The 24389-nt window shown below is 55.8% G+C and carries 21 protein-coding genes; 8 read left to right on the top strand and 13 right to left on the bottom strand.

Annotated features, from left to right (window positions below; genetic code table 11):
* Positions 1–72: 72 nt before the first annotated feature.
* A complete protein-coding gene (locus Q4501_RS06815; RefSeq protein ID WP_303595305.1) occupies positions 73–1248 on the bottom strand; it encodes a type III PLP-dependent enzyme in 1176 nt (391 codons plus the stop codon).
* Positions 1249–1575: 327 nt separating this feature from the next.
* On the opposite strand from Q4501_RS06815, the gene Q4501_RS06810 reads away from it, so the two are divergent.
* Positions 1576–3930: a fatty acid cis/trans isomerase gene (locus Q4501_RS06810; protein ID WP_303595303.1), complete on the top strand. Its 2355-nt coding sequence runs from the start codon at positions 1576–1578 to the stop codon at positions 3928–3930.
* Positions 3931–3961: 31 nt separating this feature from the next.
* Here the strand turns inward: Q4501_RS06810 and Q4501_RS06805 are convergent, their stop codons facing one another.
* On the bottom strand, positions 3962–4783 hold the full coding sequence (locus tag Q4501_RS06805) for a RimK family alpha-L-glutamate ligase (protein ID WP_303595301.1): 822 nt from the start codon (positions 4781–4783) through the stop codon (positions 3962–3964).
* A gap of 157 nt (positions 4784–4940) precedes the next feature.
* Here Q4501_RS06805 and Q4501_RS06800 point away from each other — a divergent pair, with 157 nt between their 5' ends.
* On the top strand, positions 4941–5309 hold the full coding sequence (locus tag Q4501_RS06800; RefSeq protein ID WP_303595299.1) for a DUF6746 family protein: 369 nt from the start codon (positions 4941–4943) through the stop codon (positions 5307–5309).
* Here the strand turns inward: Q4501_RS06800 and hrpB are convergent, their stop codons facing one another.
* From hrpB to Q4501_RS06765, 7 genes are all read right to left on the bottom strand, one after another.
* A complete protein-coding gene (hrpB, locus tag Q4501_RS06795; RefSeq protein ID WP_303595297.1) occupies positions 5310–7808 on the bottom strand; it encodes an ATP-dependent helicase HrpB in 2499 nt (832 codons plus the stop codon). It lies immediately after the preceding gene.
* A gap of 145 nt (positions 7809–7953) precedes the next feature.
* Complete coding sequence (locus tag Q4501_RS06790; protein WP_303595295.1) at positions 7954–9165, bottom strand: BamA/TamA family outer membrane protein; 1212 nt, start codon at positions 9163–9165, stop codon at positions 7954–7956.
* Between the two features lie 73 nt (positions 9166–9238).
* Positions 9239–9904, bottom strand: a complete 666-nt coding sequence (locus Q4501_RS06785) for an SCO family protein (RefSeq protein WP_303595293.1) — start codon at positions 9902–9904, stop codon at positions 9239–9241.
* 141 nt (positions 9905–10045) lie between these two features.
* On the bottom strand, positions 10046–10966 hold the full coding sequence (gene cyoE, locus Q4501_RS06780) for a heme o synthase (protein ID WP_303595291.1): 921 nt from the start codon (positions 10964–10966) through the stop codon (positions 10046–10048).
* On the bottom strand, positions 10963–12057 hold the full coding sequence (locus Q4501_RS06775) for a heme A synthase (RefSeq protein WP_303595502.1): 1095 nt from the start codon (positions 12055–12057) through the stop codon (positions 10963–10965). Before Q4501_RS06775 ends, cyoE begins: the two co-directional genes overlap by 4 nt.
* A gap of 63 nt (positions 12058–12120) precedes the next feature.
* Positions 12121–12765: a hypothetical protein gene (locus Q4501_RS06770; protein ID WP_303595501.1), complete on the bottom strand. Its 645-nt coding sequence runs from the start codon at positions 12763–12765 to the stop codon at positions 12121–12123.
* The gene (locus Q4501_RS06765; protein ID WP_303595289.1) at positions 12752–13489 is read right to left on the bottom strand and encodes an SURF1 family protein; all 738 of its coding nucleotides are present in this window, start codon (positions 13487–13489) and stop codon (positions 12752–12754) included. Before Q4501_RS06765 ends, Q4501_RS06770 begins: the two co-directional genes overlap by 14 nt.
* A gap of 53 nt (positions 13490–13542) precedes the next feature.
* Here Q4501_RS06765 and Q4501_RS06760 point away from each other — a divergent pair, with 53 nt between their 5' ends.
* Positions 13543–13746 (top strand): twin transmembrane helix small protein, encoded by a 204-nt coding sequence (locus Q4501_RS06760; RefSeq protein WP_303595288.1) that lies wholly within the window; start codon positions 13543–13545, stop codon positions 13744–13746.
* A gap of 18 nt (positions 13747–13764) precedes the next feature.
* Here Q4501_RS06760 and Q4501_RS06755 read toward each other — a convergent pair whose 3' ends face one another.
* The 4 genes from Q4501_RS06755 to coxB are packed head-to-tail and all read right to left on the bottom strand — an operon-like array spanning position 13765 to position 18037.
* On the bottom strand, positions 13765–14652 hold the full coding sequence (locus Q4501_RS06755; protein WP_303595286.1) for a cytochrome c oxidase subunit 3: 888 nt from the start codon (positions 14650–14652) through the stop codon (positions 13765–13767).
* 16 nt (positions 14653–14668) lie between these two features.
* Entirely contained in the window at positions 14669–15259 is a 591-nt protein-coding gene (locus tag Q4501_RS06750; RefSeq protein WP_303595284.1) for a cytochrome c oxidase assembly protein, read from the bottom strand.
* Between the two features lie 12 nt (positions 15260–15271).
* Positions 15272–16855, bottom strand: a complete 1584-nt coding sequence (gene ctaD, locus Q4501_RS06745) for a cytochrome c oxidase subunit I (protein ID WP_303595283.1) — start codon at positions 16853–16855, stop codon at positions 15272–15274.
* 57 nt (positions 16856–16912) lie between these two features.
* Positions 16913–18037 (bottom strand): cytochrome c oxidase subunit II, encoded by a 1125-nt coding sequence (coxB, locus tag Q4501_RS06740; RefSeq protein WP_303595282.1) that lies wholly within the window; start codon positions 18035–18037, stop codon positions 16913–16915.
* Positions 18038–18243: 206 nt separating this feature from the next.
* Here coxB and Q4501_RS06735 point away from each other — a divergent pair, with 206 nt between their 5' ends.
* The 5 genes from Q4501_RS06735 (at position 18244) to Q4501_RS06715 (ending at position 24388) form a co-directional block, all read left to right on the top strand.
* Entirely contained in the window at positions 18244–19572 is a 1329-nt protein-coding gene (locus tag Q4501_RS06735; RefSeq protein WP_303595279.1) for an MATE family efflux transporter, read from the top strand.
* A 190-nt stretch (positions 19573–19762) separates the two neighbouring features.
* Positions 19763–20413, top strand: coding sequence for a hypothetical protein (locus Q4501_RS06730; protein ID WP_303595500.1), 651 nt, complete (start codon positions 19763–19765; stop codon positions 20411–20413).
* Between the two features lie 50 nt (positions 20414–20463).
* Complete coding sequence (locus tag Q4501_RS06725; RefSeq protein ID WP_303595277.1) at positions 20464–21129, top strand: methylamine utilization protein; 666 nt, start codon at positions 20464–20466, stop codon at positions 21127–21129.
* On the top strand, positions 21129–23489 hold the full coding sequence (locus tag Q4501_RS06720; RefSeq protein ID WP_303595276.1) for a bifunctional diguanylate cyclase/phosphodiesterase: 2361 nt from the start codon (positions 21129–21131) through the stop codon (positions 23487–23489). The genes Q4501_RS06725 and Q4501_RS06720 overlap by 1 nt, the downstream gene beginning before the upstream one ends.
* Before the next feature lie 47 nt (positions 23490–23536).
* A complete protein-coding gene (locus Q4501_RS06715; protein ID WP_303595498.1) occupies positions 23537–24388 on the top strand; it encodes a DUF3034 family protein in 852 nt (283 codons plus the stop codon).
* The last annotated feature ends 1 nt before the right edge of the window (position 24389 follow it).

The following is a 24389-nucleotide window of genomic DNA, read 5'->3' as shown; positions in this document are numbered from 1 at the left end:
GAAAAACAACTCGCTGCGCTCAGACATTTTTTCCCGGCGGAAAAGACACCCTCACACCCCGGCCTTCGAACTTTAGATATAGTAGTCCTTTAACGGCGGGAATCCGTTGAACTCCACGGCGCTGTATGTTGTTGTGTAAGCCCCCGTGGACAGCCAGTACATTCGGTCACCGATAGCCAAATTCAACGGCAGCGGGTATTTGTGATGCTCGTACATTATGTCGGCGCTATCGCAGGTAGGTCCCGCAACCACGCAATCCTCACCTTCACCTTTTTTGTCCGTCCAGATGGGGAATTTAATCGCTTCATCCAGCGTTTCAATCAGCCCATTGAACTTGCCCACATCAGTAAATACCCAACGGTGCAAAGCCGTACGGGACTTACGGGCGATCAAAACCACCTCGCTCACCAGCACGCCTGCGTTGGAAATCAGCGACCGGCCTGGCTCGATAATGATCTCAGGCAGATCATCGCCAAAGTCTTCCTTCAGGAACCGCGTGATCTCAGACGCATACACACCCAACTCATTGGTCCGGTTGATGTAATTAGCTGGAAAACCACCACCCATATTGATCATCTTCAACTCGATACCGTCTTCTTCTTTCAGACGCTCGAAAATGACCTTCACCTTATTCAGAGCCGAGTCCCAGGCACCGATTTCGCGCTGCTGGGAGCCCACGTGGAATGACACACCGTAGGGCACCAGGCCCAGATCACGAGCGAGAATCAGCAGATCCATGGCCATATCATTCTCGCAGCCAAATTTGCGCGAGAGCGGCCAATCTGCCGTTTGCGTGCCATCAGTCAGAATGCGCACGTACACCCTTGAACCGGGAGCCGCCTTGGCAATGTTACGCAAATCTGCCTCGGAGTCCGTGGCAAACATACGCACACCCTTCTCATAGAAAGTGCGAATATCCTGCGCCTTCTTGATGGTGTTGCCATAGCTGATCCGGTCGCCGGTCACGCCCAGCCCCATCACCTTTTCCAACTCATACACCGACGCAATATCAAAACTCGCACCCTTGTCCCGCAGCATGGTCAGAACCTGGGGAGCCGGATTGGCCTTCACCGCGTAATAGACATTGGCATAGGGGAAACCTTCCACCAACTCATCGTACTGCCGATCGATAGTGGCGGTATCAATCACCACAAACGGTGTCTCTTTGGTATCTGCAAACGCTTTGATCCGGTTAAAGGTCTCGGCGGTGTAGTAATCTGCGATGTTAGCGTTGGCTGACTCGGTCATTGATGGTGTGTCCCTCCTGAGGGAATACAGCTTGGGCGCCGGCGCCAGAATGGCCCCGACAATAATCGCGATAATCGGGCTTTTCTCCCCCCTCAGATATGAGCATATCTACCCATTTCCCAAACTTTGATGAGAAACCTCCAATGGCCGACCGGAAGCGGGCTGGGAAGACTTTTGCGCCGGGAAAAATGTCTGAGCGAAGCGAGTTGTTTTTCCCAGAGCAAAAGTCTTCCCGGCCTGCTGCCCACTCCCACAATGGGCCTTAGCGAACCCCAACCAAACCCTCTATAATTCCCCATCACAAAACGACAATCACAGGATCCCCCAATGGCGCGACTCATCACAGCAGCACTGATTACCCTGCTGTTCCTCGCCGGCTGTGCCGAAAACACCACGCCGCCCACCTTCAAACAGGCGCTGCCCACAGCAACCCAACAGCCGGTCAGCTTCAACGAAGACGTGCGCCCCATAGTCGAAGCCAAATGCCTCGCCTGCCACAGCTGCTTTGATGCGCCCTGCCAGCTGAAAATGGAGTACTCCGACGGCCTGATTCGCGGCGCTCACAAAGACTCCGTATATAACGGCGCCCGTCTGGACGCTCAAGCACCCACACGCCTGGGTATCGACGCCCAGACAGAACAGCAGTGGCGAGATAAGGGTTTCTACTCCGTACTCGCCCGTGGTGACCAGACCCGCAGCCTTTTCGAAAACATGATCCGCCTGGGCAAAGAATATGAATTTGCACCCAACAGCAAACTGCCCGAAGACATAGAGCTCGGGCTGTCACGCGCCAATCAATGTGTCAGCAATGCCGACTTCTCAGACTACGCCAGCGACCACCCCTATGAGGGTATGCCTTTAGCCGTTACCGGCCTGACTGACGACGAATATGCCACGCTAACTGGCTGGCTCAACCAGGGCGGCGCTATCAGCCCGTTAGTGACCCGGGTTAACGAAGCCGAGCGGAATCACATCCAGCGCTGGGAGACCTGGCTCAACGACGGCAGCCTACGACAGCAACTGGTCAGTCGCTGGGTCTATGAACACCTTTATCTTGCACACTTGTACTTCGAAGACGAGGGTGCAGAAACCCGTTTCTTTGAGGTTGTACGCTCCCGCACAGCGCCGGGCACACCCATCGACATGATTGCAACCCGCCGCCCCAACGATGACCCGAAATCTCAGGTGTATTACCGACTGCGCCCGGTCGCCGGCAGCATCGTACACAAACGTCATATCACCTTTGCTTTTGGCGAAGAAAAGTTTGAGCGTACCCGGGAATTGTTCGAAGCAGGTGACTGGCAGGTGGAAACCGTGCCCGACTACAGCCAGGAAAGCCGCGCCAACCCCTTCGCCACGTTTGCCGATATTCCGGCAAAGGCCCGTTACCAGTTCATGCTGGATAACGCAGAGTACTTTACCCGCACATTCATTCGCGGGCCGGTATGCCGTGGTCAGATTGCCACCGATGTGATCCGTGACCATTTCTGGGTGACTTACCATGACCCGGAGAATGATCTTTACATAACCAATGCGGAGTACCGCGACAAAGTAACACCACTACTGGCACTGCCCGGGCAAGACAACGCACTGCTGGATCTGGGCGAGAACTGGAGCGAATATAAAGGCAAGCGCAACCGCTACCATGAATTGCGAAACAGCGCCTACCGTGAGGCCTACCCTAAAGGAGCCTCACTCGACTACATCTGGGATGGCGACGGTGACAATACGAACGCCTTGCTGACTGTTTTCCGCCATCACGACAATGCCTCTGTCCAGCGTGGGCTGATCGGGCAGGTACCACTTACCAGCTGGTGGATGGATTACCCTCTGTTTGAGCGCACCTACTACGAACTCGTGGTGAATTTCGATGTATTTGGCAATGTGGCTCATCAGGCCCAGACGCGCCTCTATTTCGATCTGATCCGCAATGGTGGTGAGCAGGACTATTTGCGCCTTGTGCCACCAGGGGAGCGCAATCGGGTTTTGCGCAATTGGTACCAGGGTGCTGGTGAGCTGAAACTCGATTACAGCTATGCCAGCATGGACGAAACCGCCCCCTCCCAGGTGCGGTATGCAACCTCTGCTTTCAACGAAGAGCTGGGAGCGCGCCTGCTACTTAACTTCAGTGAATTGAACGCAGAGTCGGATGACCCGATAAACCGTTGCGGGGGCAGTGATTGTGGCCGTGAAGACGAACCGGAATGGGTCCGCAATGCAGATACGATGCTGTCAGAGCTGGCCGCAACCCGAGCCGAATTCCTGCCAGCTATCACCTATCTGCCCGACGTTACTTTCATTCGGGTCTATAACGAGGAAGGCGAGCGCACGGTGTACACCGTCATTCGCGACCGAGCCCACAGCAACGTCGCCTTTCTGCTGGGAGAGGACCTACGTTACCAGCCGGAGAACGATAAACTGACCATCTACCCGGGCATCATCGGCAGTTACCCGAACTTTATGTTCGACATTCCGGCATCACAACTGGGGCTGTTCAAAGACCGGATGAAAGGCCTGAAAGCCGAGGAGCCGAAAAGCTTCGAAGCCCTGGTTGGCGTCTGGGGTGTGCGCCGCACTCACAGACAGTTCTGGGAGATTCTTCACGATATCACGGCCTGGCAGTTAGAGCATCAGCCCTTACAGGCGGGCATTTTCGATATCAACCGCTACAAGAATCTGTAGCCGGGGCGAAGCGACTGCAGTCCCCTGACACTCATACCGCTATTAGTGGTTGAAGTGGCTCGGGAGCATTGGAGCCACCTGGGTCCCGAGGTTCGCTCTGTTGCTGAAGATATGCCAGGATGGCGTCCTTAAGGTCGCTACCCTGGCCGAGGCCCTGGTTACCGAACAAGCGGTTGAACTCCAGTACGTACGGGTGGCCCTCCACCAGCGCAATATCAAAACCGGCGTGATCCACTTCCAGATCACCTGCAAGCCGGAGCGCAAGATCAGTCATTACGGCAGGTACAGGGCTGTTGTCTATCCTGCCGCCCTTTGACACGTTGTTGTAAAAACCCTGATCAGCCTGAGTTCGCCAGTAGGCAGTTACGACTTTCTCGCCCACCACCACAACGCGCGCGTCGCGATCCAGCGGCAAATACTCCTGAACGTACAAAACCTCTGTGCGGTCGCAATATTCGCGCCAGTCAGCAAGGGTTTCAATCAGCCAAACGCCTTCGCCCATGCTGGCCTTCGGCAACTTCGCCACAAAGGGCAGCGCCATAACACTCCAGATATGCTCGCGCTCCTGGGGGCCGTTGGCCTCGATGATTGTCCAGGGAATATGCTCCGGCGCGACCGCCTCAAAAGCCCGGGTCATTTCAACTTTGTCATGGCCGATACGATAGCTTGCAACGCTCGGAAAAACCCGACACTTCAAGCCATGAACCAGAGCATTGAGCTGCCAGTATTCGGGAAACAACACCCAATCAGCCTCGCGTAGTAGTTCCTTGTGGCGCAGGAAATGCTCGGGCTTGAGTACGGTCGTGTCAGGAAAGCCGAGGGTACGGAAAATGTTAAACGATACGGATTTCATGAGCGGTGTTCGCGCTGACCAAAGTGTGCAAATTTTATGCAGTTTCAGTTTGAGCGCAAGCATTATATCAGCAACTTGATAAGGGTCATGGTTATAACGAACCTAATTGATAACAATTCGCATTACATTAACGCTTAACTGATTCCGGAGACATGCCATGACAATCCTTCGAAACATTTCTGCAATCACCGCCTCGCTGCTGATTGCCTTACCCGCACTTGCAAGCGACACAGATCATTTCAAAGGCAAAGCTGCAAACACCCTTGAACAGGCAGTGAGTAACTTTTCAGAATACAATCAAAAGTTGGAAGAAGTTCTGGCTGGCGACCTCTCTCCGGAAGCCATGCACGAAGTGCATCAGCTTACCTATACTCTGGAAAACGCCCTGCAGAAACTCGATGACGAAATCGACGAGCTTGAGGAAACACTGGAGAAAGTCCACAAGGCCTCAGAACACGCCGATCCGGATACCGTGCGTTCCGCCGGCAAAGAGTACCTGGTCAATAGCCGGAAAATCGTAAAGTAATCAATCTGGCCGCTTTCTTTTGACGCCCTGCTGAGCCAGGGCGGTAAGCGGGTCTTCTGGCCAGGGGTGTTTGGGATAGCGACCCCGGGTGTCTTTTCGCACCTGTGGATAGACGTTTGACCAGAAACTGGCCAGATCCGCTGTTACCGCCAGCGGTCGTTGGGCCGGCGAAAGCAGGTGAACCAACACAGGCACTTTACCACCGGCCAATTCCGGCGTTTTTGTCCAGCCGAACAATGCCTGTAGTTTCGCCGCCAGAACCGGGCCGTTTTCAGCGGTGTAATCCAGGCTGACGGAGCTACCGGTAGGAATAGTCAGTGCGGTTGGAGCAAGTTCTGCCAGTTGTTGCTGTTGCGGATATTCCAGCAAACTGTTCAGAGCGTGCTGCAGATTGAGCCGGGACAGTTCAGACCAACGGCGGAAGCCTGTCAGGAAAGGTGCAAGCCATTGTTCCATCGACTCTGTCAGCACCTGATCGCTGACGTCCGGCCATTGGCCGGGGAAGTGTTTGGCCAGCAAAGCAACTCGTGCCTGCCACTGCCTGGCTTCGGAAGTCCAGGGCAGGCTATCCAACCCTTTCCGCCGTATTGCATTGAGAATGCCCTGCTGAATCAGCTCGGGGGAGACTTTATCCAGGAGTTTCTCTGCAAGAAGCAATGAGCCCAGCCGACGGGTTCTGCGGGCAACCACCGTGCCGCGCTTATCATCCCATTCCGCCTCATCTTCTACTCGTATGTGAGCAGCCAGATCCTTTTCCAGAACCGGCAGATCTACCGGCGCCGCCAGGTAAATGGTTGCCTCTTTGGCTTTACCATCCAGGTCAGCTGCCACCAGCCACTCGTGTCGTGCCAGCCCATCGTCATCCCGCAACAGAGCGCCTTTGCCATTGCTGAGTTGATATCGTGGCGTATCACCCGGCCGCCGTTTGCCAACTCGATCAGGGTAAGCGAGCGCTAACAAGCGCCCGACATCTGTAGCCGCCGGAATCTCTTCCTCTGAATTTTTTCCACCAGTTTCCGGGACTGTCAGACGCTTTGCCTGTTGGTTCAGTGCCTGCAACCGACGCGTATCTATACGCTGGGAGCCACGTTCACCGCGAAGTACGCGAATGCGTTCATGCATATCGGCACCTGCACCCGGGCCCAACAGGTCACGATCTTCCAGCAAAGCGGCCAACTCAGCCGCCAGCCGGCCCAACCCCAGCGATCGCCCCAGTATGACCATATGCGCCAGCCTGGGGTGAATGCTCAGGGCGCGAGCTACTTTACCGTGCTCGGTAATTGCGCCTTCCTCATCCAGCATATCCAGCCACTGCAACAATTCCACGGCCTGATGCCAATGGGAGAGGGGTGGAGGGTCGATCCACTCCAGCTTGTCAGGTGTTCGGGCACCCCATTGAGCCAGTTCCAGTACCAGCGGGGCCAGATCTGCCTCACGGATCTCCGGGGGCGTAAACTCCGACAGCCCGAACTGCTCGGATTCGCTCCATAACCGGTAACACACCCCCGGTTCCACTCGCCCGGCGCGCCCTTTGCGCTGTTCTGCCGAAGCTTTTGAAACCCGGCCGGTGATCAGCCGGGTCATGCCGCTGTTGGGGTCAAACACCGCGCGGCGCTGCAGGCCACTGTCCACCACAACGCGCACGCCCTCAATGGTCAGGCTGGTTTCAGCAATAGCGGTGGCCAGCACCACTTTGCGAATGCCTTCGGCCGCCGGCGCAATGGCCAGATCCTGTTCAGCGGCTTTGAGGTTGCCATACAAGGGCGTAACCATTACGTTCGAGGCTAACTGCCCGGCCAGCGCCTGAGCCACCCGCTGAATCTCCCCTGCACCCGGAAGGAACACCAGCACCGAACCTGGTTGCTGTGTCAGGGCATCGGTAATCACCGCCACCACCCGATCCACCAGCCGTGGACTTCGACGTGTAGTGGGCGCGGGCCGATACAATACGTCCACCGGAAACGCCCGGCCCTCGCTGCTTAATATGGGCACATCTCCCAGCAGGCGGGCTATGGGCGCAGTGTCCAGTGTGGCGGACATGACCAGTACACGCAGATCGTCCCGCAAGGCTTCTTGTGTTTCCCGCACCAAGGCTAAACCAAGATCTGCCTGCAAGGAGCGCTCATGAAACTCGTCGAACAGCACAGCGGCGTATTGTTCCAGCATGGGATCGTTCTGGATCAGCCGGGTCAGAATCCCTTCGGTGACAACTTCTATACGCGTCGCGCCGGATACTTGGGTATCCAGCCGCGTCCGATAGCCAACGGTCTGTCCGGGCTTCTCGCCCAGTTGCGTCGCCATGAATCTGGCCGCTGAGCGAGCTGCCAGCCGCCTCGGTTCAAGCATCAGGATTTTACGGCCCTGCAGCCAGGGTGCATCCAGCAGTGCCATGGGTACCCTGGTAGTCTTACCAGCACCCGGAGGCGCCTGCAGAAGGGCGGTGGTGGACTGCTCCAGAGCTTGCTTAAGCTCTGGGAGTATGTGGTTTATCGGGAGCATTTTTTAAGCAGTGTGGACCCATGCGGAAGCTATTTCAGACTGATTAGACTACAGCCATGGCCTATGGAAATCACCAAACACGACAAACAGATCATCAGTCTCACAGAGGAAGTGCTTGCAAGAGGGCTGGCATCCAGCGAACGGATTACCAGGATGCGCCAGCCTGAATATAGAAAGCCGTATCTTCCGGTCCCCTGGCAATATCTGCCCCCATACGTAGACCATACCTGCGGGCAATAAGGTAACGAAACCCAAGACCGACGCTGTTGGCCAGCTCCGCATCGTCATGCAGGTCGCCAAAACTGTCAGCTGCTCGTCCTCCTCCGGTGAACACGTTAGTGCTCCAGCGTGGGGTAAATCGCCAGGTCAGTTCAACTTCGGCTACGGCGACGGCTCGTCCCTGATAGCGATTCATCGGCACCCCACGCAAATCGATAGAAGGTGCCACATAGGACGGCAAAACTTCGCCCTCATCCGCAGACACTCCGTCATATTGCAGGCGCACACCCAGATTAAACGTGTCTGACAGGCTCCAGTAATTCAGACCAACCCACTGATAACTATCGTAATCTACGTCACTACCGATAACGTCATCAAAGGTAATGTAGTGAAATTGGTGGTTGTAACCTGACCGGGGATCAAGCGGATTATCCCGGGAGTCATATTCAGCCAGCAGCCCCAGCCCGGAGGTTACGGACTCCCGGCCTAGCTGGTTCTGGAGGAAGGCGTTCACTCTGTCGCTGAACTCCTGATTCGGCAGCGTAATCTGACTTTCTAGAGTGGTTTCGACCTTGCGGTAAACCTGCCGGCCACCCAAAAACCAGTCACTGCCCCAGAGCCGGGTTTTAAGCTCCTGAATCACTGCAGGGCCTTTGATGTTCAGCTCAACAGGGCGGTTGAGCTGCTGTTCCGCCAGCGAATAAAAATCCAGATTTGCATCGCCATATAACACGAAGCCCCGGTAACGCAGACTATCGTCGAGCCAAAATCCCATATGGCCCAGCCCTGCACCCTTGGTCCCATTGCGGGTACCACCGACGCCCACAACCGAAATATTTTCGGGCAACACCGGGTGGCCTCCGCTCGCTTTGCTTGCAGATTGTTCACTCGATTCGTGGAAGAAAACTCCGGCTAACCCGAGGCCCATTCCAACAGCAGGTTCTGTAATCAAAACGGGCACTGGCAGGAACCCGCCAGGAACCTCTGAAAGATAGCGGCTGCCGTCCAGCATACCGTCCTGCGGGTCGATCATGTATTCCTCAAAGAACGAGGCTGAGGCCACACCCGGGCTCATGACGCCAGCCACCAGACATAACAGACCTGCCCAGCGCCCCTTTGAACTCAATGCCCCGTCCATGATGCCCCCTTGAATTCACATCCTTGAAATAGATGAGCACCTATCTTCGTGTTAGCGGCTCTTGAGAGCCGCTTCAGGAGCGGGCGTCTTCACGATTGGCCTGAGCCCACTGATAGATGCGCTCGAAGGCTTCCGCCAGCTGTTCCGGCTGGTGAGGCGGCTGAATAAGGGCCGCCAGCTCACCATCCGGATTTATCAGGGCGAAATGCCCGCTGTGATCTACCAACAATTCACCATCAACCTGCCGGTGCACAAACACGGCGCTCAAGCTCGTGGCCAAAGCCCGCAACGTCTCCAGGTCACCGGTCAGACCATGGAAATTTTCACCAAAGAAACCCGTATAGGCTTTCAGCTGCTCAGGCGTATCGTGTTCCGGATCCGCGCTGACGAGGAGATAATCTGGCTGAGGCAACTCATCTGACAACAGTTTTTCGGTACGCCGCAGATTCGCCATGGCTGCCGGGCAGATATCAGGGCAGTTAGTGTAACCCACGAACGCAAACGTCCACCGCCCCCGCAGGCTCTCCCGGGTTACGGTTTCTCCGTTTTCATTGATGAGCGTGAACTCCGCCAGAGGCCGAGCTTGGTCATAAACGTAGGTGTTCATCTCGGCGAGATCTGGAGCCGGGGTTGGTTCTCCAGTATCTGCCAAAAACACCTGCCGCCCCACCACCAGGCCAAAAACCAGAACAACGATAAGCAGTAAAGCAAATAAGGTAAATTTCAGGGAACGACTCATTATTACTCCAGACAGCAGTCTCCGCTGTGACGCAGCGACAGTAGGAGGGGTGCCTTTTCCGCCGGGAAAAAATGTCTGAGCGCAGCGAGTTGTTTTTCCCAGAGGAAAAGGCACCCCTCCTGCTGGCGCGTATGCACCAAGTCAGAAAAACACAAAGTGATCTACAAGAAGTACCACAAACAGGGCCATCAGGTAAGTGATGGAGTACTTGAAAGTGTTGAGTGCAACCCGCCGATCATCACCTTTGAGCAAACGTACTGCGTAATGGAGGAAGCGCAGGCCAAGGGCCAGGGCACCAGCCAGGTAAATCCAGCCAGACATGCCTGTGACAAAAGGTAGCAGGCTGACAGCCAGTAACATCAGGGTATAAAGCAAGATGTGCAGTTCAGTAAATTTATTTCCGTGGGTAACAGGCAGCATGGGGATGCCGGCTTTCGCATATTCTTCTTTACGGTGAATAGCCAACGCCCAGAAATGCGGTGGCGTCCAGGCGAAGATAATCAGAACCAGCAGAAGTGCATGGCCTTCTACCTGCCCGGTTACGGCGGTCCAGCCCAGCAACGGCGGCATGGCCCCGGCGAGACCACCAATAGTGATGTTCTGGGGTGTAGCTCGCTTGAGGAACAAGGTGTATACGCCGGCATAACCAACAAGCGAGGCCAGGGTGAGCCATGCGGTCAGGTGATTCACCTGCCACATCAGGACCACCATGCCAACACTGGCTAGCAGGGCTGCAAACACGACCGCTTCCACCGGGGAAATTTTTCCGGTCGCCACCGGGCGCTTGCGGGTACGAGCCATTACTGTGTCTATCTTCTGATCAACTATGTGGTTGACCACGGCGGCGGCACCGGCCAGGAAAGCGATACCGAGGTTACCCCAGATCAGCACGCTCAGGCCGGGTAAACCGGGTGTCGCCAGTAGCATGCCAATGGCCGATGTCAGGATCATCAAGGCCACGACGTTGGGTTTGGTCAGCTCCAGATAATCCCGCCAGGAAATAGTCCGTGCGGGCTGGATGGTCATGCTCTGGGCCGGCAGTACGTCCACTTGCTCACTCATGCCGTCATCTCCTGATGAATTATTGTTGTAGGTGTGGCTGTTTGTACCTGTGCCTGCAGCGGCAGTTGATAGTGTTTCCAGATCAGATAAATCACCGAGAGCAGAAGCCCGGCGCCCATGGCGTTGTGAGCAACTGCAATTGGCAGAGGGATGTAGAATAGAACGTTGGCAAGGCCGAGCGTAATCTGAGCCGTAAGCGCAGCGGCAACCAGTCCCACCGGGCCGTGAAGTTGTCGTTTATCGTCCCGCCGCCAGATGAGAGCCAGCATAACTGCAAAGTAACCCAGTACCACCAGAGCACCGGCCCGGTGGGTTACATGAATTGCCACTCGCCCGTCTGCCGTTAACTGCCCCCCCAGATAGTTAGGGCCAACGTGTTGGGTAATATCAAAGCCGTGCTGGAAATCCATGCCCTCTGGCCACCATTGGCCCTGGCAGGTTGGTAAGTCTGTGCAGGCAACAGCCGCGTAATTTGCAGCCGTCCAGGCGCCCAGTGCGATTTGCATGATGATCAGAAACAAGCCACCAAAGAGCCAGGGGCGAAAGCTGACCAGGTTACCAGCCGATACCGGATCCTTAACCGGTGCCAGGTGGTCTGTTTCCGGAGGCTCTGCCTGAGCGGCTGAGAATTTGCGCAGACGAAACACCAGCAGTGTGAGCAGGCTCAACGTGGTGAAGCCCCCGAGAAGGTGTAGTGCAACAACCTGAGGCCAGAGCTTCAGAGTGACCGTCCACATACCGAAGGCCCCCTGCAAAAGGATGAACGCCGCAATAAACAAGGGTAATTTGAAAGGCGCGCCACTCCGGCGCTGACGCACCGCGCTCACCGCCAGGCCAAATACCACCAACCCCAGCGTGCCGGCAGCGTAGCGGTGGATCATTTCCGGCCAGCCTTTGGCGACATCGACCGGCGTGTCGGGAAACCGGGCGTTGGCAATTGCGATGTGCGACTCGCTCTGGGGCACGGTCAGAAAGCCATAACAACCTGGCCAATCAGGGCACCCCAGCCCCGCATCAACCAGGCGTGTCCAGGCGCCCAGCATGATCACCACAACAGCGAGAAGCACTGAAAATGTAGCCCAGTTCACCATGGCTTTGGCTTTTGGCGGGCGGTCTGTGGATAACAAGCTCAAAACGACTCCTCCGGATCAGCCTCAGCCGACCTGTGACAGTTTGAGCAGGTGCTTCAGATCCTTGAGCATGTCCTTGCCAGAATTTTCCGGGCCATAGTGCATCATCACGTTCCCAAACGGATCAATCAGCATAATACGCGGCTCTGTTTCGGGGTTGATTCCTGCCGGCCAGGCCGGTGTTGTGCCGGGCACGGGTCTCAAACGTTCCATCAACCGGTATTCGGTAGGCCAGCGTGCTGCGAGATCCCCTGAAATACCGCCCAGTGCTGCTGCTCTGGAAACACGGTTGGCATTTTTACCCAACGCAATATTTGCTTGCCGGGCCAGGTAGAGCAACTCCTCACAGCGGCTGTCGCACTCGCCGGCGGCCACCACGAGCAACCATTGGGGCTCCGTCTGGCCTGCGCTGAATCGCTTGGCCAGCGGCTCACCCGAAAGTGTCTCAAGGTTGAGGGCCGCCACAGGTACAGTTGGGCTGATCAATGCGCCCTGATTGGTATGCCCGGCCGGGTTCAGCCAGCCGGTATAGAACATGACTGTGGCCAGAATCATCGGGCCGAAGCCAAGGGCAAATAGCAGAATCGCGGTGCGTCGCCCTCTGCGGACCTGCTCGGGCGTAGGACCTTCTGACTCTTGCTGTTGGGGAATCCGGTTAGCCATTGTCATTGTCATTATTGGCTCCTGTTTTTCGATAACTCGCTACTACACTCAATATAGCCAGCACGAGGGCGAGCGTAAACCACTGTGCTGCATATCCGTAATGAGTTTGGGGGCCCATCAGATCCGGTTCCCAGTCAGCACGGTATGCCCCGGGCTGCTCTTTGTCCTGCAACCGGATAATCGCCTCAGGCAGCTCCGCGATTTCAGCTATCGCAGCTGGCCGGGGAAGCGTTTGCACCCGGCGGGGCCAGCTTGCTGCCTGCACGGATTTGCTGGACAGAACCGGCGGCTCCGGGTATTGGCTGATCCGGCCGACCAGGCTGAATATGCCATCTGGGGGACTTACATCCGGTAATTCGTTTCGCGTTCTCGGGGCCGACACCCAACCTCTGTTTATGATAACGGGCGGCCCCTGAAGCGGGTAAAACGCCGTCAGTACCTCGTAACCGGCAATCCCATCGCGGGTACGGTTGTCCAGTAACCAGCTGCGCTCTCCAAACAACCCGGTAACCGTAACCGGCCGGCCGACCTCCAGCCCACTGATCACCAGCTCGGGCCAATCAAGGTTCTGAGCTTCCTGCTGCCACTGTTCAAGTAAGATCTGTTTTTCTTCCGCCCGGCTCAGTTGCCAGATACCCAGGCCGATCAGCAGCGGTAAAAATGCGCCCGTGAAGAGCATTAGCCGCCAATCCAGGTGCCACTGACGAGGATTATTCTTTGCCTCAGTCATGGTCTGCTATAGTGAATCTGCCAGTAAACAGAATAAAAATCAGAGATACGTTTATGCTCAAAGGCCTAATTATCTTTCTCATGCTCGCCGTCATGGTCAGCCTTTTCAGTGGGCTGTTTTTTCTGATCAGGGATGGCGGCAAAACCAATCGGGTTGTTAACTCTCTCGCGGTGCGGGTCGGGCTGAGCGTGCTGCTGCTCGCCGTTATTCTTCTATCGCTATGGCAAGGGAGCCTGACTCTGCATCCGACTCCCTGAAAGCTGGCCCTTGTCACATCAGATGACATACACAAATACGAACAAGCCCAGCCACACCACATCCACAAAGTGCCAGTACCACGCAGTTGCTTCGAACCCGAAGTGGTTATCTGAAGTGAAATGCCCCTTATGAATACGAATCAGCATGATGATCAGCATCAGGGTGCCCAGCATCACGTGAAAGCCGTGAAAACCGGTGAGCATGAAGAAGGTGCTGCCGTATATACCGGACTGAAGCGTCAGATTGAGATCCTGATAGGCGTGCATGTACTCTTCGGCCTGCAGAACCAGGAAGACCAGCGCTAACACTATGGTCGCTGCCAGCCAGATTTTCAGCTTCTTGCGGTTGTCCTCTTTGAGGGCATGATGGGCAATCGTCACAGTAAAGGATGACGTGACAAGAAGAATGGTATTCAGCAGCGGCAGACCCCAGGCACCAATCACCGACTTAGGTGCAGGGAAGGCTTCGGGGTCCGGATTATTGATCAGCGGCCAGGTTGCCTGAAAACCCTCCCAGAGCATATTGGAACTGCCCCTGTCGCCTTCGCCACCAAGCCAGGGCACGGCAAACACGCGGGCATAAAAGAGAGCGCCAAAAAACGCCGCAAAAAACATGACTTCCGAGAAAATAAACCAGCTCATGCCCCAACGAAAGGAACGGTCCATTTGGGCGCTGTAGAGCCCACTTCGGCTTTCTTTAATTACGCTGCCAAACCAACCGAACAGCATGTAGATCATGATCAGTGTACCGACGGCGAATATCATCCAGTCGCCGCTCGTGCTTTGGCCCTGATTGCTGCTGACCATAACCGAGGCCGCCCCGAAGAGCATTACCCCCATGCCCACCGTCGCGACAATGGGCCACTTGCTTTGTTCGGGAACGTAATAGGTCTGAAAGTCCGCCATAGCAGTCTCCGATGGCTTATCCGTTATTGATTGTTGTTGTTTTCAACACTGCCGCCTGTGATTCACCCTGGTCATACAGCGTATAAGACAGCGTCAATTTTGTGATATGGCTGGGCAAGTCCCGGTCCACAATAAAAACCAGAGGCATTTCTGTACTCTCGCCCGCCGACAGTGGTTGCTGGTTGAAACAGAAACACTCAGTTTTATGGAAATACAGCGTTCCTTCCGATGGCGACAGACTCGGAACCGCCTGCCCCACCATGTCCTTGTCAGTCGGGTTCTCAGCATAGAAGTTTACGGTGATAGCCTCACCGGGATGAACCTCGACACTGCGGGCAACCGGACGGAAAATCCAGGGCATATCCGGCCCGTTTTGTGCCAGAAACTGCACTTTGATCGTGCGGTTCATATCAGCCGTTGTGCTTTCGGTGGACTCATAGCGGCCGCTGGTCTTGCCGTTGATGCCCGTGATGTCACAGAAAACGTCGTACAAAGGGACCATGGCAAAGCCAAAGGCAAACATGCCGACCACGCTGGCGAGACACCAGCCTACAACCCGAGAATTGCTGGGTTTTGAGGTCGCGGTATTTGCCGGTTGCTCTGCCATGTCGCCAGTCTCCTATTTGACCTCAGGCGGAGTGGAAAATGTGTGGTAAGGCGCTGGCGAAGGCACCGTCCACTCAAGCCCCTCTGCGCCTTCCCACGCCTTGGCAGCAGCTTTTTCACCGCCCCTCACACACTTGACAACAATCAGCAGGAATAACAGCTGGGTCGAGCCGAACATGAACGCCCCAATGCTCGAAACCATATTGAAATCGGCAAACTGAAGAGCATAGTCCGGAATCCGGCGCGGCATCCCTGCAAGACCCAGGAAGTGCATGGGGAAGAAGGCCAGGTTCATCCCGACAAAGGACAACCAGAAATGGGTTTTCGCGAGGGTTTCGTCATACATATGGCCGGTCCACTTGGGCAACCAGAAGTATGCCGAAGCAAAGATGCCGAATATGGCACCCGGCACCAGGACGTAATGGAAGTGAGCAACCACAAAATAGGTGTCGTGATACTGGAAGTCTGCAGGGGCAATCGCCAGCATCAGACCTGAGAAGCCGCCGATCGTGAACAGAATCACGAAGGCAACGGCGAAGAGCATGGGGGCCTCAAATGTCAGCGAGCCCCGGAACATGGTGGCCACCCAGTTAAACACCTTCACCCCGGTGGGCACAGCAATCAACAAGGTGGCATACATGAAGAACAACTGGCCGGCCACCGGCACGCCTACCGTAAACATATGGTGCGCCCACACAAGGAACGACAGCAAAGCGATTGCGCCCACCGCGTAGACCATAGAGGCATAACCAAACAGCCGCTTGCGCGAAAATGCCGGGATAATATGCGATATAGCACCAAACGCCGGCAGGATCATGATGTACACCTCCGGATGCCCGAAGAACCAGAACACGTGCTGGAACAAAACTGGATCACCACCTCCGGCCGCGTTGAAAAAGCTGGTCCCAAAGTTGATATCCATCAGCATCATGGTAACCACGCCCGCCAGCACCGGCATCACCGCAATCAGCAAAAATGCCGTGATCAGCCATGTCCATACGAACATGGGCATTTTCATCAGGGTCATCCCGGGCGCCCGCATGTTCAGTATCGTGGCGATTACGTTAATAGCTCCCATGATCGACGACACACCCATAATATGGATGGCGAAAATAAAGAAGGTCGTGCTCGGCGGTCCATAAGTGGTGGACAGAGGGGCATAGAAGGTCCAGCCGAAGTTGGGTGCACCGCCCTCCATGAAGAGAGTTGATACAAGAATCAGGAAGGCACAAGGCAGCAACCAGAAACTCCAGTTATTCATCCTCGGCAGAGCCATATCCGGCGCGCCAATCATTAGCGGCACCATCCAGTTCGCCAGCCCCACAAACGCCGGCATAACCGCACCAAAGACCATGATCAGACCATGCATCGTGGTCATCTGGTTAAAAAATTCCGGCTGGACAATCTGCAAACCCGGCTGGAACAGCTCAGCCCGGATAACCATTGCCATGGTGCCCCCGAGCAGGAACATGGCAAAACTGAACATCAGGTACATGGACCCGATATCCTTGTGGTTGGTGGTCAGCAGCCAGCGGCTGATGCCACTGGCCGGGCCGTGATGATGATCCTGGGCGTGGGTATCTGCAACCGCACTCATTAAAACCCCCGTTACCGCCAATTATTGTGGCTGGTGATAGCTGTTATCTGGCGTTGATTACTGTTCGTTCTTGTAGTCGAAGATTTCTTTCGGCGTGACCATGTCACCAACGTTATTACCCCAGGCGTTCCGCTCGTAGGTAATGATGGCCGCAAGATCTGCTTCATTTAACTGACCACCGAAGGCCTGCATTGCTGTGCCAGGCTTACCGTTCACCACAATATCTATGTGATCGGTTATATCCCCGACGGCGATAGCGCTACCCTTGAGCGCCGGGAAAGCCGGCGGCGCACCGCTACCATCCGCCTGGTGGCAGGCAGCACAGGCTGTAGCATAGGCCTGCTCGCCTCGCTCCATCAGCTCTTCCATGGTCCAGTCTTTCTGGGTCAGCTCACGCTCTTTCTCAGCTGCGGCTCTTTGTTCGGCAACCCAGGAGTTGTACTCTTCTTCAGGCACTGCTTTGACAACCACTGGCATAAACCCGTGATCTTTGCCGCACAACTCAGTGCACTGACCACGATAGGTGCCGGGTTCATCCACGCGGGTCCAGGCTTCGTTGATAAATCCGGGAATAGCATCTTTTTTGACGCCGAAATCCGGAACCCACCAGGAGTGAATCACGTCGTTTGCCGTCAGCAGGAACCGAACCTTTTTACCGACTGGAATAACCATGGGGTTATCCACTTCCAGCAGGTAGTTTTCGCCCTTGGCCTGTCTGTTCCTGATCTGGTCGGAAGGGGTTGAGAGGTTGGAAAAGTAACCAAAATCTTCATTGATATATTCGTACTGCCACTTCCATTGGTAGCCGGTTACCTTGATGTCTATATCCGACTCGGTGGTGTCATACATGTCTATCAGAGTAGTCGTGGCGGGAATCGCCATGATGACAAGAATAACAAGCGGTATAGTCGTCCAGAGAACCTCGACGAGTGTATTTTCATGGAAGTTTGCTGGTTTGGCGCCCTGGGACTTGCGATGGGCGAAGATAGACCAGAACATTATTCCAAAAACCACGACACCAATGGCGACGCAGATCCAGAAAATGGTCATGTGAAGGTCAAAAATATCGTTACTGGTACCGGTCACCCCGGGGGTCATGTTTACCGTCCAGTCCGCTAAGGACAGGGCGGGGAACGACAGACCACCTAACAGGGCACCTGCCCGCTGAGCGTGCACGCGCATACTGTGTCTCCACAGAGTGTTATTCTTGTCGGATTTTGCGTTATCCCTCTGATTTTTGCCGGTGCTCTCGCATTCACCGGAATAAGTCAGAGTGAAAGCCTGCTTATAGATACCTCAAAAGGCAGTATAGACGCAGATCAAAAAAACACTAAAAATTGGATAAACCTAAATCAGCTAACTGCCGATTTTTAAGAAAAAAATAGAATATGACCTTCAAACTGTCACTGATAGATCGGCGTTTGTGGGCCCTGGCATGGCCTCTTATGCTCACCAACCTCACCGTTCCCTTATTGGGGCTGGTGGATACAGCCGTGCTTGGACACCTGGAAAGCCCCGAATACCTGGGCGCAGTGGCTGTCGGCGCCAATCTGTTCAGCATCCTTTACTGGACATTCGGTTTCATGCGCATGGGCACAACGGGGCTCGCAGCCCAGGCCTGGGGCAAGCGCGACAGCTTCAGCCAGGTTGCTCTGCTACTGCGCTCAGTGCTGCTGGCGGTCGGTATCGGCTTGCTACTCATCCTGTGTCATCAACCCCTGATCCGAACCGGTCTGGCACTGATGAACCCCAGCCCGGGAGTTACCGAACTGGCTGCCGAGTATGCCGCCATTCGAATCTGGAGCGCCCCGGCGGTGCTGTGCCAATACACGCTTGTGGGGTGGCTGATCGGCACTCAGTTCCCGCGCGGTCCCATGATTATGCTGATTGTTGCCAATGGGCTGAATATTGTTCTGGATGTGTTGTTCGTCACAGTGCTGGGCTGGAATAGCCGTGGTGTCGCCATTGCCACGGTGATTGCAGAGTACGGAGCGGCAATCATCGGGTTTGCCATAGTGCTGAGCCGTATGCCCGATGGACAAAAGCTCACCCGGGAATTGTTCGGCCAGCTTAAGGACTACCTCGCCATCCTTCAGGTAAACCGCTACATCATGGTACGCACAATCGCGCTGCTTCTGGTACTGGCGTTCTTTACCGCTCAGGGAGCTCGTCAGGGCGACACCATACTCGCAGCCAATGCCGTGCTGATCACTTTTCTGCTTCTGATTTCAAACGCTCTGGACGGCTTTGCCAATGCCGCCGAAGCTCTGATCGGGGAATCCGTGGGCCAGAACAGTCAACGGCGTTTCTTTGTGGTGTTTCGATGTGCGCTGCGCTGGTCTCTCTGGGGCTCACTGTTGCTGACCATTATTTTCGTTGTGGGTGGTCGCGGCCTGATCGCCCTGCTGACCGGCATTGAAGAAGTGCGCACCACAGCCTGGCAGTATCTGCCGTGGTTATGGCTACTGCCGTTCGCCTCAGTCTGGGGCTTTCTGTTCGATGGCGTATTCATCGGCGCGACCCGAACCCGCGACATGCAGAACACCATGCTGTTCTCGGCGCTGGGCGTTTTCGCACCTGTGTGGTGGCTGACGACAGGCTGGGGGAATCACGGGCTCTGGTTTTCTCTTATCTGCCTGATGCTCGCCCGCGCCGCAAGTATGGGCTGGCTGTGCTGGTCTCACACCCGGAATAACCGATGGTTCAGTAACCGGTAGCAGCGGGACAACCGTTAACAATATCTCACAGTCAGGAAATCGCAGCTCACTAAATCTCGTCTACACTTGTCAGAAATGACGGGCGCTTAGTGGTAATAAAGAACCGCACTATGGTTTGCCCGGTTATCCATGGCCCGTTACAGGAGGCCCCTTGCGACCTCAACTTGTCCAGACAATGGCATGCCCGCAAATGACTCCACAGGCAGTCCTAGAGATCATTGACCATGCACGGCGCAAGGAGGCCCGTTCAGGAACATTTCTTCGGCAACTGCATGAGAAGGCAGCGGTGCTGCCGTCGGCCGTCACAATTGAAGGGTACAAGCCGGCAAACAGCCTGTTCCAGTTTGCCATCGAGTACATCGAAATGGCCCCGAGGCTAATAGAGTGCGTAGACGCCTGCGCGCGCGAAGCGGGTACTGCGCAGCTGTTTGACCCGTTTGTTAAAGCGGCCATTGGTTACTTCACCGAACCATCCGTATTACTGGTTCGCTACGACGGGCTGGATGGGCTTCTGATCCGGGCATACCTTTGCCATCGCCTGATGGAGGAAATGCACGAAAATAATCACTCGATCAGAAACGGAGGACTTGTCGATATCGAAGCAACTCGTGCTAACCTGCTGGTTCACGAGCTTATTGGCGAACCTTTCGCAAACGAACTTGACGATTCAATCACCGTAACCGTCCTGCAGATCGCCGGCACACCCGACTATTACGAACTGAATCTCGACCCCTTTGTTGAACAGGTAAACAATGATGCCTGGAACTGGATGCGGCGCTACTGGGAAAACCTCCTGATCCGCAATCATATCCGCTTTTCTCTGGGCTCTGGCCGAGCCTGATTTCACTTTGCCCTGGAAGGCTCTGCATCATTGGAAGGTTCATAGCAATAATGAAGAAAAAAACGGTTTTGCTGCTGCTTTTTTGTCTGCTGCCAGCTTCTGTTCTGTCAGATGAGCTGACCGTCAGGGTTCAGCTTGCTGATGGCTCGGGCCCTGTGACCGGAGCCGTGGTGTATGTAAATGATGCGAGCCGACCACCCCCGGTGCGGGCAGAAGTGACTCAAAAGGACCGCATGTTCCACCCTCATATATCGATCCTGCCTACAGGCTCCAGCGTGGATTTCCCCAACCGGGACAATACCCAGCATCACGTTTATTCGTTCTCGCGCGCCAAAACCTTTGATCTTGAACTCTACGCTGGCCGGCCCGAAGCGCCTGTTGTGTTTGATCAGCCCGGCATTGTTGAGCTTGGCTGCAATATTCACGACCACATGCGGGCGTTCATTGTGGTAGCCGACACCCGCGCTATCGGACAAACCAACGACCAGGGAGAGGTAAGGCTCGCGCTGGATTTCGGCGATTCCCCTGCACCCGGTTCGCTGAGCCTTAACATCTGGCACCCCCGCTTGCCAGATAACACCCGGCCATTGGTTCGGGACATCGATGGCGCCAGCCTGGCAGGCGCGGCTACAGAAATCATCAGCATAGAACTGGAGCCCGAGCCACACCATGAAGGCCCTCTGGACCACCTCCAGAAGCGCTTCCGGGAGCTTTGATGGCAGGCTGGGCTAACCGCATAGGGTTCCGCGGCCGGCTGGTTACGGCAATGGTCGCTCTGGTTGCGCTGGTAAGCCTGCTGATTGGTGCGCTGTTGATGGTGTACCTGTTCGAGGATGAAAAGCTTCGGGCATTGGAACAACTCAGCATAGCCGAGCGCCTGACTAACGAAGTAATCGAGCGCCGCACCGACCTTGAGCTCTCGCGCCTGAGCGTTGTTATCCGTGATTTCGGCTTTCGCTCTGCCATCGCCAGTGGCGATCCCGCAACTCTCGGCAGTGCTCTGGAAAACCACAGCGGGCGCGTCGGGGCTGATTTTGCACTGCTGCTGGATAATCAGGGAGAACTTCTGGCGTCAACGCTGCCTCGTGCTCTTCTGCCCGGCGCTACCCCCGCGCAACTCACCAATGCCCGCAGAAACGGCGCTGACCGCTCACTACTTAGCATCGACCAACGCGGCTACGAGGTACTCGTTGTTCCCGTGGAAGCGCCCGGACTGAGGGCATGGCTAGTCGCCGGCTTCGAGATGGATCAGGAGCTGGCAAATGTCATCGCCAGGCTCAGCGGCAGCTCTGTCATATTCCGCACAAACGCCAACAATCCAGACGGGTTCACCAGTTTTGCAGCGTCTTCCGGTATTGCCAGCGCCGAAGAGCCGGCGCTTATCAAGTCGGCGGGGGGCCAGAACTTCATCGAAAGCGCCCGGTATTTCACACGCACACTGAATCTTGGCACTTCCGACCAGGGTAGTTTCGAAGCGGTACTGATGATAAGTCGGGAAGCCAGCCTGCAAAACTACTACAGCCGGGCGCTGGAAATTGCCCTGCTGGTCACAGTCATCATGGTGCTCGCCATATTACTGGCACTCCTGACAGCAAGATATCTGGGCCGGCCCGTACTTCAGCTAGCCCATTATGCAAGGGCTGTTGGACGGGGAGATAACCCCAAAGCCCCCGAAATTCGAACCGGCGGTGAACTGCGCGAACTCCGCAACGCTCTGCGCGATACACTTGCGCGGCTTACTCGCCGCGAAGCGGAAATCCGTCATACCGCAACACACGACGAAGTTACAGGACTAAGCAACCGTAGCGCCCTCATGCATGCGGCGAAGGAAGGTTTCGATGCGGGAGTGTCCTGCAGCTTGATTGGCCTGCGCGTGAGCGACCTTTCCAACATCAACGATACCCTCGGCATCGAGTTCGGTGACAAAGTCCTGCTGGGAGTCTCACAACGGTTGCGTGAGGAACTGCCGGATGCCAGCCTGCTGGCGCGCACCGGAGGTGGGGAGTTCCTCGCGCTGGTTCCGGAACAAAGCCCAGAAATGCTGGCGCAACGGGCCCTGACGCTACATAAGGCCGTGGAATTGCCCCTCGACGTCGACAATACTCCGTTTTCTCTGCGCGCTAACCTGATAACACTGCAACTTCCTGTCGATGCCAGTCAGACCAACGAACTGAGAAGGCGGATAAACCTTACCTTTGAACAGGCCTTGCAACAGGGTGCTGCGGTCACACCATACGAGCCCGGCCAGGATGAAAACCACCTGCGCGAACTCAAGCTGGTCTCCGATCTGCACAGTGCGATCCGCAACGACGGTCTGCATATGAACTATCAGCCCAAACTCGATAGTCGCACCGGGCAAGTACTTCAGGTGGAGGCCCTTGTACGCTGGATCCACCCCGAGCTTGGGTTCATATCACCGGAAGAGTTCATCTTCCTGGCAGAGCAGTCGGGGCAGATCAACGATCTCACCAATCATATCCTGCAACGGGTGGCCAATGATGCCAGAGCCTGGTTCAGCGCAGGCCTGGATATGGGCGTCGCAATCAACCTATCCGCAATGGACCTGACCTGGCCGGCGCTCACCGAGCGCATAACAAGCATTTTTGCAGGCTGGCACCACAGCATGGAGCGCATCACCCTGGAAGTAACAGAAAGCGCGCTGATGGAAGACCCGGGAGAAGCTATGGCTACACTGAACCGCCTACGGGATTTGGGCGTCACCCTTTCTGTTGACGACTTTGGCACTGGTTATTCATCACTGTCGCAACTGCGAAAACTGCCCGTTCAGGAGCTTAAAATAGACAAATCCTTCGTGCTCAGCCTGAATGCCGAACCTCAGGACCAACTGATCGTAAAATCCACAATCGATATGGCCCATGGTCTTGGGCTCAAGGTGGTGGCAGAAGGTATAGAAAACCTGGAAACCTGGAAATTGCTGCAGACCTGGGGCTGCAACGTTGGCCAGGGTTTCTATCTGAGCCGTCCGGTTTCTGCAGATAACCTGGCGCAAACTACCGCGGCCCTTGCCGACCGCCGGCACGAGCTGGCTGAGATCACGCCGGAGCCTTCTTCATGATACGTTTTTCCCACCCACTGCTGTGTGCCGCCGGATTTGCATCCTTTATGGCTGCAGGGCTTTTTGTAACCCCCGCAGCCATGGCGGATGTTGGCAGTCGCATCTGGGCAACCGGCGGCGTTACCACCATAGAAGGCAGCGCCGGCGGCGGACTGGTGCCCTGGGCCCTTCTTGGCAGTTACGCCAGCGATGAAGAATGGGGCGGCACACTTGCCCTGAGCCGGGCTGAAGTAGACGACTACACGCTCTCAGTCACCGGCGCCGGCCTGAACTGGAACAACCGGATCGAAGTTACCGTCGCGCGCCAGACTCTGGACCTCGACAGCCTGGTTTTCACCCTTAAAGATGGTTTCGGACTGGAGCAGGATGAGCTCAACCAGGACATCTTCGGAGTGAAAGTGCGGTTGGCGGGTGACGCTCTCTACAGCCCCTGGGGGCAATGGTCTTTGGGCGCACAGCATAAACGGCAACGGGATTTCACTGTGCCGGAAGCCATAGGTGCGCAGGATGACAGTGGCACGGATTTCTATTTTTCCGGATCGAAAGTCTTCTTTGCTGCCTTATTCGGCCGCAACCTGCTGGTAAACGGGACCCTGCGGGGAACCCGCGCCAACCAGGGCGGGCTGCTGGGCTTTGGTGGCGACTTGAATAACGGCTATGAAATCATGGCCGAAGCCGGTGTTGGTGTGTTTATGAACCGGCAGTGGCTGCTGGGTGCCGAGTATCGACAAAAACCGGATAATCTGAGTTTTGCCCGCGAGGAGGACTGGTGGGATGTGTTTGTTGCCTGGGTGCCGGATCGTCGGCTCGCGGTGACCGCTGCATTCGTCAACCTGGGTGATATTGCAACCCTGACGGACCAGCAAGGTGTGTATCTGTCTCTGCAGGGGAGTTTCTGAC

This window comes from Marinobacter sp. 2_MG-2023, from assembly GCF_030546935.1.
Lineage (GTDB): Bacteria > Pseudomonadota > Gammaproteobacteria > Pseudomonadales > Oleiphilaceae > Marinobacter.
This window is presented reverse-complemented; position numbering and strand designations above follow the sequence as displayed.